Raw genomic sequence first — 15,301 nt, forward strand, 5'->3', positions numbered from 1 at the left:
GATAAATTATTTGGATTAGCTGCTTAAGTCTAAGCAAAAATACACCATACATTGAACTTCAGAAGATCATATAATTTTTGCAACAGTGCCCACCTAATCATGTTTTTTTAGAGTATTTGATGGCGGCTTAGTATAGAGTAGTGTTGCACTTCAGATGACGGAGGGCGTTAACTTCAGTTGATTACTACACCATACCCAAATCTAAATTTTTCGCAACAGTGCCCTTTTTGGGAATCAATGCTTGAGCACTGCCAAAATATAGTTCATAATGTCTTTATTATAAATTCTAAAGACTTATGGCAAGATAATGGATATAACACAAATAAAACCCAATCAAAAGAAATCAATCTTCTTTGCTAAGCGCCAGCTTGCAGAACTTGTTTACGATGCTGTTAATTTGGAAGGTATCAACTACACATTGCCAGAAGTACAAACGTTATTAGATGGGATTACTGTTGGTGGACATAAATTAACAGATCAAACTATCGCACTGAACCAGGCAGAAGCATGGAAATATTTATTTACATCGATTGAAACTAATAAATTTAATTTGAGCAAAGAATTTGCCTTCAGCCTTCATAATATAGCCGCTAAAGAAGAAGCGCTTGAATGGGGGAAATTTCGCTCAGGCAGTGTAACTATTGCAGGTACAGACTATATGCCACCAAAAGCTGATCAGCTAGATGGTTTGTGGGGCAAAATGATTGATGGCTCTAATAAAATCAATAATATTTATGATCGTGCTATTTACATATTTTTAGAAATGGCTCGAAATCAATTTTTTTATGATGTTAATAAGCGTATGGGGCGCTTCATGATGAATGGCATATTACTTAGCCAAGGTTATCCCGCTATTAATCTTCCTGCGAAGCGGCAATTAGAGTTTAATACGCTAATGCTTGAATTTTATGCAAGTGGGGATCACGTGGCTATGACTGAATTTATGAAATCATGCTTGTCAGCAGATATTATTCAAGCAATGGAGGAATGATCCATGGCTGTAGTTGGTTACGCTAGAGTTTCTTCTTCAGGACAAAATTTAAAATCGCAGTTAGATAAGCTCAATGCTTATGGGTGCGACAAAATCTTCCAAGAAAAAATTAGTGGTATAGATCAAGATCGGCCAGAATTAAAGAGTTGTTTGAATTACTTACGGGAAGGCGATACTTTAGTGATTACTAAACTGGATCGTTTAGCGAGATCTGCTGTTCATTTAGGACAAATAATAGACCGGTTACAATCTGAAAGTATTAGTTTTGTTGTCATTGACCAGCAAATTGATACAACGACGCCCGCAGGTAAGCTTTTATTTCATATGTTATCTGCTTTTTCTGAGTTTGAGCATGGAATTCGTAAAGAAAGGCAAGCTGATGGCATTAAATCCGCTTTAGATAAAGGAGTTCGTTTTGGTAGACCTAAAAAAACCAATACAAAACTAGAAATGGATGTGATTTGCGATAAAAGGAATGGCATGACTTTATCCAAACTAAAGTCTAAATATGGTATTAGTCAGACAACGATTTATAGAATTCTAAGCAAACATAAAGATAATAATAGGTTCTGTCGCAATTTGATTTGATGATATGATGCTGATTTTTGTTTAAGGTAAACCATGATCAACTTCAGCGGCCGTCATTTTAAGAAAGACCTAATTATGATGGCGATTCGTTGGCACTGTTGCGAAAAATTATAGTGAGCTCGCAGCGGTAGAAGCCGCTCATACTCTGATTGAAAATATGCAAGCAGCTCCAGATCAACGAGAAGACTTAGACAAGCTCATTTATAATTAATTATCACTAAGTACCGGCATCTACTCACTAAATAATCGTTACATCATCAAATAACAGGTTATTTTAGTAAGAGTAGGTGCCAATTTTTACTTAATTATTAATATTACATTAATAATATAAGGTAATTTTTATAAAAAATTTTTCAACACTTTATCTAGTTTTTAAAATAAATTAAAAAAAATATTTTAGATATTAGATAAATATTAAATTAAAAAAATCAATAATAAATTATAGGATGATCGTGTTGATTAAGTCTATTCGAAATTGGCTCATCTTAACAGCTCCCTCCCTGTTAATCTGTACCTCATGCGCACTTAAGCAACCATCACAGACACCTTCCGTAACATACCAACACATCGAAAAATTCTCCAAGATACTTGCTACTGATTTTCAATCTGCGATTGATTTTAAATCACCCAGCCTTAATGTTGCAGTCTCATTACTGCTAGCACCTACTCTCGATATTAAGCAATTTAGAAATGCCAGAAGTATCTCCAATCCAAATGGGCTCAATGCAGCAAGTCATGATTTTTTTATAACATTCGATGGCTTATTTCCTCTTGCTGGTAATCGCAGTTTATTTAGAACCTATAAAGCAATCGTTGCTGCAGCCAAATGCGTGCATGGCAAAGAAAACTACCCTGGCTGTATCTTCTTACGACAAACGGTGAAATACCTGAGTGAAACACCCAAACGTAATCCTAGCTTATTTAGACAGGGCTGGCCAGACTGGCTTCCCATTGATGCGAACCCTATTCATTGGGCAGATAACAGCACTCAATGGATACCTCTTACAATTACCATTGGCAAAGCTAGCTTAACAACAAAGTATCTCTATGTGAATTTAATTCGCCCATGGTTTTCTGAAGAGTTTATCACTAGCCATGATTGGTATATCCCAGGCCATTGCCGTGGTTTTATCTCAAGTGGCAGATTAAATGAAGGCACTATACCAAGCCATGAACTTTTACCAATTGTCCCAACAGGCTTAATCATTACAAAAGATCTGCTAATTAAGGAAAATGGCATAACCAAGTTTAGCTTGATTTCTACCCACCTCTCTGGCTGGGTGTATAAAAAACTACCAACGATACCACAGGATGCCGACCCAAATTATAAACACTGCACAATTAATAATACCAACTAAAAATTAGTACAAATAACCTAGCTAAAATAGTTATTTTTATATTTTTTATCTTTTTAGTTTTTTCTAATGATACTCTTGAATGCCTTGCACTCTAAGCTAACTAATAATAGACAAGATCACCTGCACTGATAATCTATACTATTTTAAGAAATATTTTCGTAACACGCTTTTCCATAAAATAAAACTCTAAGTCATTTTTCAGTTTTAATATCTTTAATTTAGCATAAGATTAACCCTGTATTATAAAAGTAAGATAGGGAAGATAACGTGCCGCAAACTATAACAAAAGATGATAAAGCACCAATAACCTCAACCGTTTGGAATACCCCTTCATATCGGTATCTTAATGGCTTAGTACCACCAACAAAATTACTTAATACTCCTACTAGTCAATCAAAAATAACTACCCCTCTAGACAATACTCAAAAGCACACAACATCCACTACTAAACCTCGCTCTCATTCAGATGGCGATGAACTATTATTTACAACCACACCACTAATGAATGCATATCACGCCCACCAAAGCGAAGACGAGCAAAAAGATTGCTGTATTTTACTATAGCTATAATATTTTAATTCGGAGATGAAATATGTCACAAAAAGAAAATAAACTGAGAAAGTTGCTCGACTCACCACCACAAAAAAACTATAAGCTCAATAAACATTACTATACTGAACTTAACAATTCTTTCACAGAAAACTCTAAATCAAGCCCCACAGACCTAAAAACCTCATCCTACGATGACTTTGATCTATTCCATTCATATATGGCTAAACAAGCCTCAACAGACTTAGAAAAAGAAGACGAGCCATCATCTTGCTGCACTATTTTATAGTCGATTTACTCACTTAAAACGCATCCTATGTTATCTATTTTTGCGGCGGGTGACTGCACCACCTGCCCTTATATACTCATTAAACGCGCCTAGTTAAAGTAATCTAATTCTGATTAACTAAAAGAATTAATTTAATTTTGTTTTGTTACTATAATTGAAATTAAAAAAATAAAATCCCTCGACTCGGGGTTGAGTGGAGGGCAAAACTCTACTAAATAGAGCTTAAAATATTCACTCGCTCCCAAGCCTAAAGCCTGCTCCTAATTCTCTTTTTTAATTAACCAAGCTACTTTATTATCAATTACCACATCAAATCATCAGGAATTTCATAGCCTGCGTATTCGTCGCTCGTATTGTTTAAATCAACTTCGTCTTTTTGGCAAATAAAAGTAAAGACATCGCCATCAAAACCTTTGACCTTATCTGCCACCTCAATCGGCACTAAGTTTGGCTGATCTTCAAAGACAATAATTGCAAAAGACTGATTTAAAATACCATTACGCTGAGCGGCCGTCACATCAATCTCATAGGCTTTACTATTATAATTAAAGTGATAACGCTGATCCGCTGTTTTGGGGTCACGATTTAAGCGATGTACTTTTAATATATCAAGTACTTGCGCCTTTCTTGCGCGCTTTTCCTTATCCAGCTTCGTCATATCTACTTTCTGAGTACGCTTTTGCTGTACTTGTTGCTGCTGTTGCTGTACTTGTTCTACTGCTAATTCAGCCTTAGCTTTTTTAGACAACTTATTTTGCTTCGCATTTTTCTGTCTTTTTTCCTGTGCAGCCTTTCTTGCTGCATCTTTTGATACAGCACCACTTTTAACTAATTGGTCCCTTAAGTTCATTGTTTTCACCCCTATTTACAGCAATCTATCTACAGCAAAATCGCTGTGATTATAGCACTTTCATTGACGGATACCAATGTGTCCAAAAGGCCATAATCATTCACTAACCTTGACACTTTCTATAGCAAAAACAATCAACCGTATGATCGTTCACCATACCCGTTGCCTGCATAAACGCATAGCAAATAGTCGAACCAACAAAGGAAAAGCCCAAACGCTTAAGCTCTTTTGCCATCCGATCAGAATCCTCAGTCCTGGCCGGGACCTCCTGAATACGTTGCCATTGATTTACTATTGGCTTACCCTCGACAAAGCCCCATAAAAAATCAGAAAAACTAATGCCTTGCTCTTGCATAGCCAGGAAAGCACGCGCATTTTTAACCGCGCTCATCACTTTTAAGCGATTGCGAATAATGCCAGGGTTTTGCAATAACTGATTGATTTTAGATTCATTGAAACCGGCAATGTTTACAGGATCAAAGTCCATATAAGCGCATCGATAATGCTCACGTTTTCTAAGCACAGTAATCCAACTTAGTCCAGCTTGTGCACCTTCTAACAATAAAAATTCAAACAACTCTTTCCCATCACGAACAGGCACTCCCCATACATTATCATGGTAGTGCTGATATAAGTCATCTCCCTTTGGCACCCAAGCACAACGCACCTTATCCACGCCTATTCTCCTCGCTAAATCACCAACCAGCACGGCTACACAACCAAATTTATTTATTATTGCTTTAAATTATTATTGCTAAGCTACTCTATCGCCCCTTAACAAAATTTGCTAGGATTGTCGTTTATTCTTCTCTCTTAAGCAGAACAAACAGTATAAATAATCACAGCATTGGATTAAAAAATAACGATAAGCAGAGGTTTTAACATGGCGGTGCAAAAGTTTAAACTCGAACTCAAATCAGCCAAAATGATTACTCCAGGCATACGCCATATGGCGTTTACCCGTACAGATAACCAGCCTTTAGATTATAAGCCTGGGCAATTCATTAGTTTTTTATTCAACGTTGATGGCAAAACTAAGCGACGCAGCTTTAGCATCGCAACCATTCCAGGCCAAACGGATGAAATAGAAATTGCCATCTCCTATGTTAAAGGGGGTCTTGCCAGCGAAGCGTTGTTTAACCTAGAGCCCGGCCAAACACTAGATGCCATGGGCCCTGCAGGTCGCCTAGTTCTTCAAGAAGAACCTGCGAAACGCATTCTATTAACCGGTACGGGCACCGGCATTGCACCTTATCGCTGTATGCTCCCACAAATTATTGAAAAACTGGCAACCAACCCAGCATTAACAATAACCGTCATCCTTGGTGTGCAATACCGTCAAGATGCTCTTTATGCTGAAGACTTCCGCAATTTTGCCAAACAGCATGAGCGCTTAGAGTTCCGTGTCTGCTATAGCCGTGAAGACCTAAAGCAAGAACAATCCCCTACTACACCCTTAATTACTGATGAATACAGTGGCTATGTGCAACATCAGTTCGATGGCCTAAATATGAACCCTGACAGTGATATCGTTTATCTATGCGGTAATCCCAATATGATCGATGATAGTTTCAACAAACTAACAGCAATGGGTTTTGTCATGAAACAAGTTCGCCGTGAAAAATATATTTCGCCTAATTAAATTATTTAAAATTATCAGAAAATTTTTATTTATTATTTAGGGAATAGCGGAAGATAAACGGGGAATAACCCTTGAAAAATGCAATAACTGAAATTTTGCAACGCCCCCATTTTTTATTTATCTCTTATAAGCTATCAATAATACTGCAGTTTAAGCTTGAGTCAGCGCTTGCTGCATTAGTGATAGCAACACTCAATTTTTAGCTACTCACAAGCTAACTAGCACAAATAAAATCAATCTTTCACTTTAACTAAAGTTAATACAAAAGAATACCTTGCTACACTACGTACATATGAATTGTAAAGATAACTTATATTACTATAAGGCATCTTCACCAATCAGATAATATATTATATAATTATTATTATATTGTTAAATACAAAATAAAAATCATGATTATAACAATAAAAAATAACAGTTCACAAGATAAAAATTTAATTTTTATTAAAAAACTAAAGTCTTGTCATTTAAGTGCAAATTAATGGCTTGAAACTTAATTACTGCCTATATGCCTTTTGCACTTTTGAGTAAGAAAATGAGGTTGTAGTATGAAAATAGCAGACCTTAAACGCAGCTTCACCCCTGTTTTAGATATGATGATTCAGTTTTCTCAAGGTCAAGGTGGCTCCTTAGAGTGGCGACGTCAGTATCATCTATCATGTGAACAGGATTTATTTCAGGCCAAAGAAGAGCTCCTGCTGCCTTTTCTTAAAAACCTGCACTGTACTAGCCAAACACCAAGCAAACATGACAGCGACAGAGCTCGTATTCGAAAAAATATTGAAGTCGTGTTAAAAGAACCAGAGATCTCTGACAAATTAAAGCAGTTAAACGGGCAGTATCTCATCTTATTTCAGATGGCCTGCACCCATATATTAGGCGTAAATGATCCCAGCTTAGAGCTATGTATGCAAGCTCTTATAAATAAACAAAGTTTAAATGCCCAGCAGATTTGTATTTACAAGTGTAAGGCTTTAACTGATTTAAATCAGCGCTTTAACCTAGGTACTAAGATTCCTTTGGCAGAAGATCTTATCGCTAATTTGAATAAAGAAATAGGCAACGTCGATACTCAGATAAACGTCTATGAATCAGAATTAAAGCGTATGAATAGCTTCGAAATCAGTCTCACTACTATAGATCAAGAACTGACCGCAGAGAAACAACAATTTATTCAAAATCAGCGCGACCTACTTGTACAAATTGCCAAACTATATATTTCTGGTAGCCCCAAAGATCAATTAAAAAAACATAATAAAAATTATTTTGACAAAATCTTTAAACCTCATATCAGTTTTAATTATGGCGACCCTAAAATCATTAGTGAAGATGATGGGTTTGCATTTGCTAAAATTATTGGCGACATACTTTTCAACTGCGCAAAGCATCGAACCCTCTTTGCAAGAATGGGCCAGCAACTCCAAGCAGGAAAATTTGCAGACATTCTTCTAAAGCAAGCAACTGCAGCATCTAACAGCACCGGCTTGAAAATCACCTCAGCAAGTATTCACAAAGAAGTTCACTTTTATGCTGAAGACATTAGCCATGTCGAAAACGCCAGAAAAGCACTTAACGAGGCAAAAGCTAATTTTCTCAAGAAAGACAAACCCCAACAATTAAAGCTACCGCAGCTTATTGCAGAACTACAATCTAAAAAGAAGGGCTTATTTAAAAATTTTGAGCAAAAAATTGATAAATATGGACATAAACTAGGATGCGCCTACAAAATACGAGCAAGCTATCCAACACCTATAGAAAACAGTCGTCCGGCTGAATTAGCAAGTCAGACTAAGTCAAATCAAACCATAGCACCTTCATTGGAGCAAAAACTTAATACATTACTTGACACACTAGAAGAAGAACTCACTAAGATTAAAGATAAAGACCAATCTCTCGACATCATATTAAAGCATATTGCTGATATAGATGACAATCCATCACTAAGAATGGTACATAGCCTACTGGCAAAGCACAACAACTTAGTCAAGCCTAAATTCTGGAATACGCATAAAACAACTATGTACGGCGATGAAGCGAGATGTAGCGCACTATGGGAAAAAATAGAGCAAGCTTTTGCAAAAAGAATGTTTGCGAATCTCTACAAAGAAAGCGATACCTTAAGTGAAGAAAAAATAGCAACATTAATTCAAGACAACCCTTTTTTAAAAAGGCACTGTTCTATGATTGAAGTCATCCTCAATACCCCCGTGACAGCTCAGCTATTTTCCTCTCGCTTAGCTGCAATCGCCCAACCGGCGGTCGAGCCCGCAGGGGATGTCATGTACCTATATCCGCTCCACCGCTAATAAGGTAAGTTTTTTAGAGCTGATAGCTAAAAAAATCAAATAATAATCAATAAAGCAACTATAATCAGGCGCTAAACGGCCTGTTTTGTTTTTTAAATTTACATAAGCATACGGACCTTGCTCATTCTCTTCTCTTTAACTAATGATATACTCGGACGATACTCTCACTGTTGAGCTGTTGAACTGATTAAAATAATTAAGGAACTCTCATGCGTAGAAATTTTTATTTAGGGTTTGGTGTTATCACACTGATTATTATCGCCCTGCTAGTTCTCTGGCATGCCCCTTTTCCGATCTTTGCTGCACTTTTTATCATTTTTGCTTTAATCATCTTTCATGACATCAAACAAAAAGACCATGCGCTATTAAGAAACTTCCCAATTTTAGGTCATATCCGTTACTTGCTTGAATTTTTCCGTCCAGAGATTCAGCAGTACTTTATTGCTGACAATGTCAGCGAACGTCCTTTTGACCGTGAAACCCGTTCACTGATTTATCAACGTGCAAAGCACGACCGTGAAACTATCCCTTTTGGTACGCAGCGAGAAATTAATGCTCACGGCTATGAATGGGTAGAGCAATCCTTATCACCCGTTGCCGCCAGTGAGGTTGAGCCACGTATTAATATTGGCGGCCCTGACTGCAAACAGCCTTATTCCGCAGCCTATCTAAACATTTCAGCCATGAGTTTTGGTGCATTGTCCAAAAATGCCATTTTAGCTTTAAATCAAGGCGCAAAACTCGGTGGCTTTGCTCACAATACCGGCGAAGGTGGCTTAAGCCCACATCATCTGGCTGGTGGTGGCGATATTATCTGGCAAATCGGTACCGGCTATTTTGGTTGCCGGACTGAAGAAGGTCATTTTAATGCTGAACTTTTTCGTGAAAAAGCAGCACATAATCAAGTTAAAATGATCGAAATTAAGCTCTCGCAAGGGGCAAAGCCAGCGCATGGCGGAATTTTACCTGCGGCAAAAATCACGCCAGAAATTGCCAAAATTCGCCATGTTCCCATGAGTAAAGACGTCCTATCTCCTCCAGCACATAGCGCCTTTAACTCACCTGAAGGCTTATTGCAATTTGTTGCAAGGCTAAGAGAACTCTCTAATGGCAAGCCAGTGGGCTTTAAACTATGCTTGGGCCGACGCAGTGAATTTCTTGGCATTTGTAAAGCCATGATCAAAACCAATATTTTGCCCGACTTCATTACTGTCGATGGCGCTGAAGGCGGTACCGGAGCTGCGCCCGTAGAATTTAGCAACCATGTTGGTACACCACTTAATGAGGGTATAGTCTATATTCATAACGCCTTAATTGGCATCGGTGTCCGCAATAAAATTCGCCTGATTGCCAGCGGTAAAATTGCCACCGGCTTTGATATGATTTCTAAGGTCGCTCTGGGCGCAGATTTATGCAATGCTGCACGCCCCTTTATGCTGTCTTTAGGTTGTATTCAATCCCAACAATGCAATACCAATCACTGTCCAACCGGCGTTGCCACTCAAAACCCTCGTCTGATGCGTGGTCTTGTCGTCGAAAACAAAAAGTACCGTGTTGTCAATTTCCAAAATGCCACGGTACATAGCTTTATGGAACTGCTCGGCAGCATGGGAGTAACAACACCTCAAGACTTACAACCGAGCTATATTCAACGCCGCACGGGCCCTGGCCAAGTTAAAAACTATGCTGAAATCTATGGTTATATTCCTGAGGGTGTGCTATTAACTGAAGAAGCACCTGAGTATTTAAAAAAGGATTGGGAACGTGCCTGTGCTGAGCATTTTTAAACTTTCACCCGAATCCAGTTGTGTTAGAATAGCGCACCCAAGAAAAAAGATCAGCTCATAACATAATGAGTTTAAAAAGTAACAAGCCAGGTTAGCATGAGTACTCCAAAGCACCCATCATACAAATCCAATATGACCCCCGTGGTCGCTGCCATTGGTGAAATGCACTTTGCTGGACTAACCTTGCCAGAAACCTGGTTTAACGTCATTACTACAGTCAATGCCAAACCAGATATAGATGCCATCTTGATATTGGCTGAAATTATTAGCTGGTATCGCCCTATCGAATCGCGTTGCCCTGATAGCGGACGCTTAATCGGTTATAAGCGCCGCTTTCCACTACACAAGTTACAGCGCAGCTATAAAGAACTGGGGGACAAGTTTGCTATCAGCTCAAAGCGCACCGCAGATGCCATCTCACGACTGGTGGCTATGGGACTGATTACACTAGAAGTTCAAGTAGAAGGCATTAAAAATAAACAAGTCGAGCGCTTATTTTTCGAACCTGTCCCAAGTACAATTCACCATATTAGCTGTCACACCCAAACCATGCCTGAATATATCTACCGCACCCCAAAAAGCGCGGAAGAGCTCGATTTAAAAGCACCAAAACCACAAAAAAAAGCCTCCTCAATTGCCTTTGATACTTTTTGGGAAGCTTATCCAGATGGCTTTCGAGATAGTCGCTCAACGATGTTTAACCTCTGGCAACGACGTGGCCTTGAAAGCGATAGCGAACACATTATCCGTGACGTATTAACGCGTAAAGCAAAAGATGCCAACTGGGCTGACCATATTATTCCGCGCATGCAAACCTATATTAATCAACGCCGTTGGGAAGCGGATATTGCACCAATAATTCCGCAAAATAGCTTTAATAACCGTATTACTCCCCGTGTTACCAACCCACTCAGCCAATCCTATTATCATGAGCAACAACAGATGGCCGGCTTGACCGAAACAGCCCATAATAAAGAACCCTTTAAAAAACCTTACCTTAACAATGCAAGTGAAAATGGCGACAATCACGACGGTGAGCTCTATGAACCTGGCATAGACTATGAGGAGAAGTGATATGTCAGAAACACAAAGTATGGAAAGCGTCATCGCTCTTGCCAAACAAGCACAAGATAAGCTCAAGCGTGAAAAACAATTGCATCAGGTCCGTTTACAGCAAAGTCGTCAACAAGCCAAGGTCAAATCACACTCACAAAGCAATGATCAAAAACAAGAGCAGAAAAATAACAGTAATAGCACAACACCAACAACAAAGTCACTGTATTTATTTGCACAGTTTGATTTAATCTTTGGCGCACTTTGGGAGCGTCAACACTACCAAGACCAAAATAAACTAACCGCGTATATCGAGAAATGGAATACTATTCTTGACAATATTCCTCAACGCTATATTGAAATTGCCTGTGAAAAAATGAGCATGATGCCACAAAAAGAGTTGCGCTGGATTCCACGCTTTGGTGATTTTCTCGGTCTATGCAACCAAGTTCGGCCACAAGAACTTGGTTTTTTAAGCACACGTTTAGCCTATGCTGAAGCCTATATTTTAGTTAAACAACCACAAAAACACCCAAACCAGCACTGGAGTCATCCGGTTATTTTCGTCACAGCAACAACACTATTTAACAAAGAAAAGCCGAATCACAGCATTAATAAAAGCGAATATGCTATTTTTAAAGGCTTATATATCGAAAACATCAAGCGCTTTTTAAACGGTGAGTCTTTCCCTAACCCAACACTTGTCCAACATAGCCTCACCCACAAGCCCAAACGCAGTGCCAGCCTGGCTAACAGTCACTTGAGCAAACTCAAAGCACAGTTTACAAAAGCTTAGCCTGGTTCATGCAACGCTTAACTAGCACCTATAGCACCTCATTAATAGTCAGAATTCACAATCACTTTCTCACCAAAACGACCGTTATAGGGCATGGGTTTATTGGTTGAGTTCAATGGGCGCAGCACTCGAATGCCTTCCGCCCCAGCCCGGCGCGCGTCAGTAATATCACCATCAGAATCACCATAATACAGCTTAATATTCAACTTTTTAATGTACGGCGCCTTTGCCCCATGTTTAGGCCCTGCAAAAATTACGGCATGCATTTTAGCCTTAGGAATATTAAAATCATGCTGTAAAATCGCCGTTACGGTTTCAGTTTTAGTTTTAGGTCGGCCGGTAATAAAATAAATATGATCACCACGCTTTAAGTGCATACTCATTAATTTAATCGCTGATTGCTTAGGAATAGAAAATTTGTCCCAGCCATTATTTACTTTTTGCCAAAACTTGGGATTGTGTAAGTAAGCCATACTATTAGGCGAAAACTCTTGCTTTCCTCGATAAAAACCAGGACTTGAAAAAAGCACGGTATCATCAATATCAAAACCCACATTCATCACCGGCTGGTTTTGTAAACTCCGAGCAATTTGGGCAATAGAAACCCAATGAATCGGCTGACGGTGCGTTAGCTGACTCATGGTGACACCTGAATTTAATTGAGGTTCCGGTAATTTTCCTTGAACCAATAGAGGAAGACTAACCGCTGATAATAACATTGAATTTTTAATAATTTTTTTTACTTTTATCACTAAAACACCCTAGCATTAATCAATGTCACATTTATTTTCACTAAAATAATCAATATGTTATCACTATAATTTATTCTAGCTCATGTGATTAACCTTAACGATACCCATACCTATGCCAAGTACCTTAACATAAATCACATTCAATTTCTTACAACCATAACCAGATAACTCTCTCACCTATGAGCATTTTTCACTTTATCTCCCAAATCCATTTCGTATTAGTGATTAGTGCTTGGTACATGTGTACCGCTATTTACAGCTGTACCCGATTGACCATTGCTAAAGTGCCCCTCGAAAATACAAGGACTCTCACCACCACTTGCTTCAAGACTGCTTTTATTTGATTGGCAAAACTCACTGATTGACTGCTTTAATAAATTAATTTCCTGGCCTTGGCTAGTAATTTGCTTATCCCTAGATACCATCGCCTTACCCATAGCGGTGGTGAGTTTATCTTTAGAGGCAACAGTTTTCTCTAGCTCAACAACTTTTTTTTGCACCTCCACAATTGTTTGATTTTTACATTCAATTTTTCCTTCTAACCTTACAATTTCCTCATTTTTAGATTCCACGACCTTGTCTGTAGATTTAAGAGCCTGGCTTGCTGCTGCAATTACTTCTTCTAACTTTGTCAAAGTTGCACTTTTGGAAGCAAGCACTTTCTCTGTTGCTGCAATTATCTCCTCTCTGGCAACAGCATTTGTTTCTAACTCAGCAATTCTCTTATCTTTACATTCGATAACATTACTTGCTGATGCAGCTTCCTGTTCTAGTGCGACAATAGTGTCAATTTTAGATTCAACTGATTTTTTTAAGCAGTCAATATCAACAGAGGCTAAGCCTTCAGTAAGCTTAAGCTCTCTTATTTCTGCTTTATTCCCTTTAACTTGGCCTTCCAACTCTTTTATTTTATGGCTAGCAACACCTGCATCAAAGCATCCCTGTATATTTCCGAGTAACTCAACAATCTCCAAATGAACTTTATGAGCCTTTGATGTTACAAGCCCTTTGTTATCAATAATAGAAGCGAGCACTTTTTTAAGATTATAAATTGCTAACTCTACCCGAAATGGCGGTATGGATGGTTCATACCCATTGGCGGTTTGAGCTGATATTTTTTTCAACGCCTCTAAAGAACTCTTTACTTTAATTAGATCAGCTCTATAGTTTCCACCTATTGGTAGCCCGAATAAAAATTGACCAAAAGGTTGAAAAATAGGAGATGGCTTAGGTGACTGTAACGATCGCAGAAATTGAAGAGAGGCAAAAGAGCAAGAAGGTTGCATAGAACCAAAAGGCTGAAAAAATGTAAAAAGACGAGTAGGTTGAAAAGGCGCACAAGTGAGAGAAAATTGCATCGAGCCAACAGGCTGAAGAGATTGAAAGGAGTTAAGAGAAGCTTGTGGTTTTCTCTGTGCAGATTGACCACTGTTAGATAACTCCAATAATAATGTTCTAAGTTTTACCTCTAACTGGTTTACTTCTTTTTGGGCCAATATCTCAGGCATAATCCCCCCTTAAATTATTTACTTTCCAACATTTTTAATTTAAATCAATTTAATATAAAAAAATAGAAAATTTTTATTGTTTTTAATTTTTAAATAAATAAAGGCCATAATAAAAATATTCATAAAATTAATTATTTAATAAAAATCACCAGATGCTTGTGTACTTACTAGCTTAAAGAAAAAACACAGCTAAAGTTTTATAGTCATTATATTTTTCCAAACCATTGGAATAAAATAGCTCAAAATCAGGACTTACGCATTGACAGCAAAACTTAGCTATGAGTCCACCAAAAAACTGCATTTTCAGTGTATTTATTTCATAATTTGCATGAAAACTTTCCATAAATACATATTTTTCATGAACTTCAATGATCTACCATAAAACCATTAAAAGACTGAAACCATTGCTATAACTAGGGTTCATGCTGTCAATGCGTAAGTCCTGGTTATTACGAAAAATTGGTGATGTATCTTATTGATTGATATGAGTATGAATAGTAGTGGAATTCGGGATATCGCTCGTGTGTTAAAAATTAGCACAAACACTGTAATGAAAGAGTTAAAAAAAAGCCAAGTGTCTTGACTCTGTTAATACCCAGTTATTAAACGGTGATGAAGAAAGAGAACGTAAGCGTCGCTACCTCGGTAGGTATTTTGCACATCCAATGATGCAAAATCGCCGAGCAAAACGCGACGACTATAAACCCTCGGCTGTCCGCGTCACACAGCGTTACGTGCCTTGAATCGGCACACTCCACTACTGTGCTCTCACATGACTCTACGGTTCGTATAGATTTTTAGACACTCGTTACGCTTGCTACAGACCTAACGG

General features: G+C 38.1%; 15 protein-coding genes. 11 read left to right on the forward strand and 4 right to left on the reverse strand.

Translation table 11 applies throughout. The annotated features are described in order from the left end of the window. The first annotated feature begins 307 nt into the window (after positions 1 to 307). The 5 genes from C200_RS09515 (at position 308) to C200_RS09530 (ending at position 3,775) form a co-directional block, all read left to right on the forward strand. The gene (locus C200_RS09515; RefSeq protein WP_016212269.1) at positions 308 to 991 is read left to right on the forward strand and encodes a Fic family protein; all 684 of its coding nucleotides are present in this window, start codon (positions 308 to 310) and stop codon (positions 989 to 991) included. A 3-nt stretch (positions 992 to 994) separates the two neighbouring features. After that, positions 995 to 1,579 (forward strand): recombinase family protein, encoded by a 585-nt coding sequence (locus C200_RS09520; RefSeq protein ID WP_016212268.1) that lies wholly within the window; start codon positions 995 to 997, stop codon positions 1,577 to 1,579. A 446-nt stretch (positions 1,580 to 2,025) separates the two neighbouring features. Further along, positions 2,026 to 2,937 carry a hypothetical protein gene (locus C200_RS09525; protein ID WP_016210479.1) on the forward strand — a complete coding sequence of 304 codons (912 nt, stop codon included), beginning with the start codon at positions 2,026 to 2,028 and terminating at the stop codon, positions 2,935 to 2,937. Positions 2,938 to 3,204: 267 nt separating this feature from the next. Further along, entirely contained in the window at positions 3,205 to 3,501 is a 297-nt protein-coding gene (locus C200_RS15025; protein WP_016210488.1) for a hypothetical protein, read from the forward strand. Positions 3,502 to 3,529: 28 nt separating this feature from the next. Then, positions 3,530 to 3,775, forward strand: a complete 246-nt coding sequence (locus C200_RS09530; RefSeq protein ID WP_016210487.1) for a hypothetical protein — start codon at positions 3,530 to 3,532, stop codon at positions 3,773 to 3,775. A 301-nt stretch (positions 3,776 to 4,076) separates the two neighbouring features. Here C200_RS09530 and C200_RS09535 read toward each other — a convergent pair whose 3' ends face one another. Together C200_RS09535 and C200_RS09540 are read right to left on the reverse strand one after the other, a co-directional pair. Next, positions 4,077 to 4,625: a DUF2058 domain-containing protein gene (locus C200_RS09535; RefSeq protein ID WP_016210475.1), complete on the reverse strand. Its 549-nt coding sequence runs from the start codon at positions 4,623 to 4,625 to the stop codon at positions 4,077 to 4,079. A 103-nt stretch (positions 4,626 to 4,728) separates the two neighbouring features. Beyond that, positions 4,729 to 5,301 (reverse strand): DNA-3-methyladenine glycosylase I, encoded by a 573-nt coding sequence (locus tag C200_RS09540; protein ID WP_032126625.1) that lies wholly within the window; start codon positions 5,299 to 5,301, stop codon positions 4,729 to 4,731. 207 nt (positions 5,302 to 5,508) lie between these two features. Between C200_RS09540 and C200_RS09545 the strand changes: the two genes are divergently transcribed. The 5 genes from C200_RS09545 (at position 5,509) to C200_RS09565 (ending at position 12,209) form a co-directional block, all read left to right on the forward strand. Next, a complete protein-coding gene (locus C200_RS09545) occupies positions 5,509 to 6,267 on the forward strand; it encodes an FAD-binding oxidoreductase (RefSeq protein WP_016210486.1) in 759 nt (252 codons plus the stop codon). A 548-nt stretch (positions 6,268 to 6,815) separates the two neighbouring features. Continuing rightward, entirely contained in the window at positions 6,816 to 8,573 is a 1,758-nt protein-coding gene (locus tag C200_RS09550; RefSeq protein ID WP_016210484.1) for a hypothetical protein, read from the forward strand. Positions 8,574 to 8,782: 209 nt separating this feature from the next. Next, the gene (locus C200_RS09555; protein WP_016210482.1) at positions 8,783 to 10,360 is read left to right on the forward strand and encodes an FMN-binding glutamate synthase family protein; all 1,578 of its coding nucleotides are present in this window, start codon (positions 8,783 to 8,785) and stop codon (positions 10,358 to 10,360) included. 96 nt (positions 10,361 to 10,456) lie between these two features. Beyond that, complete coding sequence (locus tag C200_RS09560) at positions 10,457 to 11,434, forward strand: hypothetical protein (RefSeq protein ID WP_230383364.1); 978 nt, start codon at positions 10,457 to 10,459, stop codon at positions 11,432 to 11,434. A 1-nt stretch (position 11,435) separates the two neighbouring features. Beyond that, complete coding sequence (locus C200_RS09565; protein WP_016210472.1) at positions 11,436 to 12,209, forward strand: replication protein P; 774 nt, start codon at positions 11,436 to 11,438, stop codon at positions 12,207 to 12,209. Positions 12,210 to 12,250: 41 nt separating this feature from the next. Here the strand turns inward: C200_RS09565 and aphA are convergent, their stop codons facing one another. Next, positions 12,251 to 12,961, reverse strand: coding sequence for an acid phosphatase AphA (aphA, locus tag C200_RS09570; protein ID WP_230384827.1), 711 nt, complete (start codon positions 12,959 to 12,961; stop codon positions 12,251 to 12,253). 218 nt (positions 12,962 to 13,179) lie between these two features. Further along, positions 13,180 to 14,457: a hypothetical protein gene (locus C200_RS09575; RefSeq protein WP_152498670.1), complete on the reverse strand. Its 1,278-nt coding sequence runs from the start codon at positions 14,455 to 14,457 to the stop codon at positions 13,180 to 13,182. A gap of 496 nt (positions 14,458 to 14,953) precedes the next feature. On the opposite strand from C200_RS09575, the gene C200_RS16730 reads away from it, so the two are divergent. After that, on the forward strand, positions 14,954 to 15,052 hold the full coding sequence (locus C200_RS16730) for an IS1-like element transposase (RefSeq protein WP_075273615.1): 99 nt from the start codon (positions 14,954 to 14,956) through the stop codon (positions 15,050 to 15,052). The last annotated feature ends 249 nt before the right edge of the window (positions 15,053 to 15,301 follow it).

The sequence above is a fragment of the Piscirickettsia salmonis LF-89 = ATCC VR-1361 genome, assembly GCF_000297215.2.
Lineage (GTDB): Bacteria > Pseudomonadota > Gammaproteobacteria > Piscirickettsiales > Piscirickettsiaceae > Piscirickettsia > Piscirickettsia salmonis.

Coding starts and splice junctions, on each gene's coding strand:
- C200_RS09515 (WP_016212269.1), top strand. CDS start 308: ATGGATATAACACAAATAAAACCCAATCAAAAGAAATCAATCTTCTTT.
- C200_RS09520 (WP_016212268.1), top strand. CDS start 995: ATGGCTGTAGTTGGTTACGCTAGAGTTTCTTCTTCAGGACAAAATTTA.
- C200_RS09525 (WP_016210479.1), top strand. CDS start 2,026: ATGATCGTGTTGATTAAGTCTATTCGAAATTGGCTCATCTTAACAGCT.
- C200_RS09530 (WP_016210487.1), top strand. CDS start 3,530: ATGTCACAAAAAGAAAATAAACTGAGAAAGTTGCTCGACTCACCACCA.
- C200_RS09535 (WP_016210475.1), bottom strand. CDS start 4,625: ATGAACTTAAGGGACCAATTAGTTAAAAGTGGTGCTGTATCAAAAGAT.
- C200_RS09545 (WP_016210486.1), top strand. CDS start 5,509: ATGGCGGTGCAAAAGTTTAAACTCGAACTCAAATCAGCCAAAATGATT.
- C200_RS09550 (WP_016210484.1), top strand. CDS start 6,816: ATGAAAATAGCAGACCTTAAACGCAGCTTCACCCCTGTTTTAGATATG.
- C200_RS09555 (WP_016210482.1), top strand. CDS start 8,783: ATGCGTAGAAATTTTTATTTAGGGTTTGGTGTTATCACACTGATTATT.
- C200_RS09560 (WP_230383364.1), top strand. CDS start 10,457: ATGAGTACTCCAAAGCACCCATCATACAAATCCAATATGACCCCCGTG.
- C200_RS09565 (WP_016210472.1), top strand. CDS start 11,436: ATGTCAGAAACACAAAGTATGGAAAGCGTCATCGCTCTTGCCAAACAA.
- C200_RS16730 (WP_075273615.1), top strand. CDS start 14,954: ATGAGTATGAATAGTAGTGGAATTCGGGATATCGCTCGTGTGTTAAAA.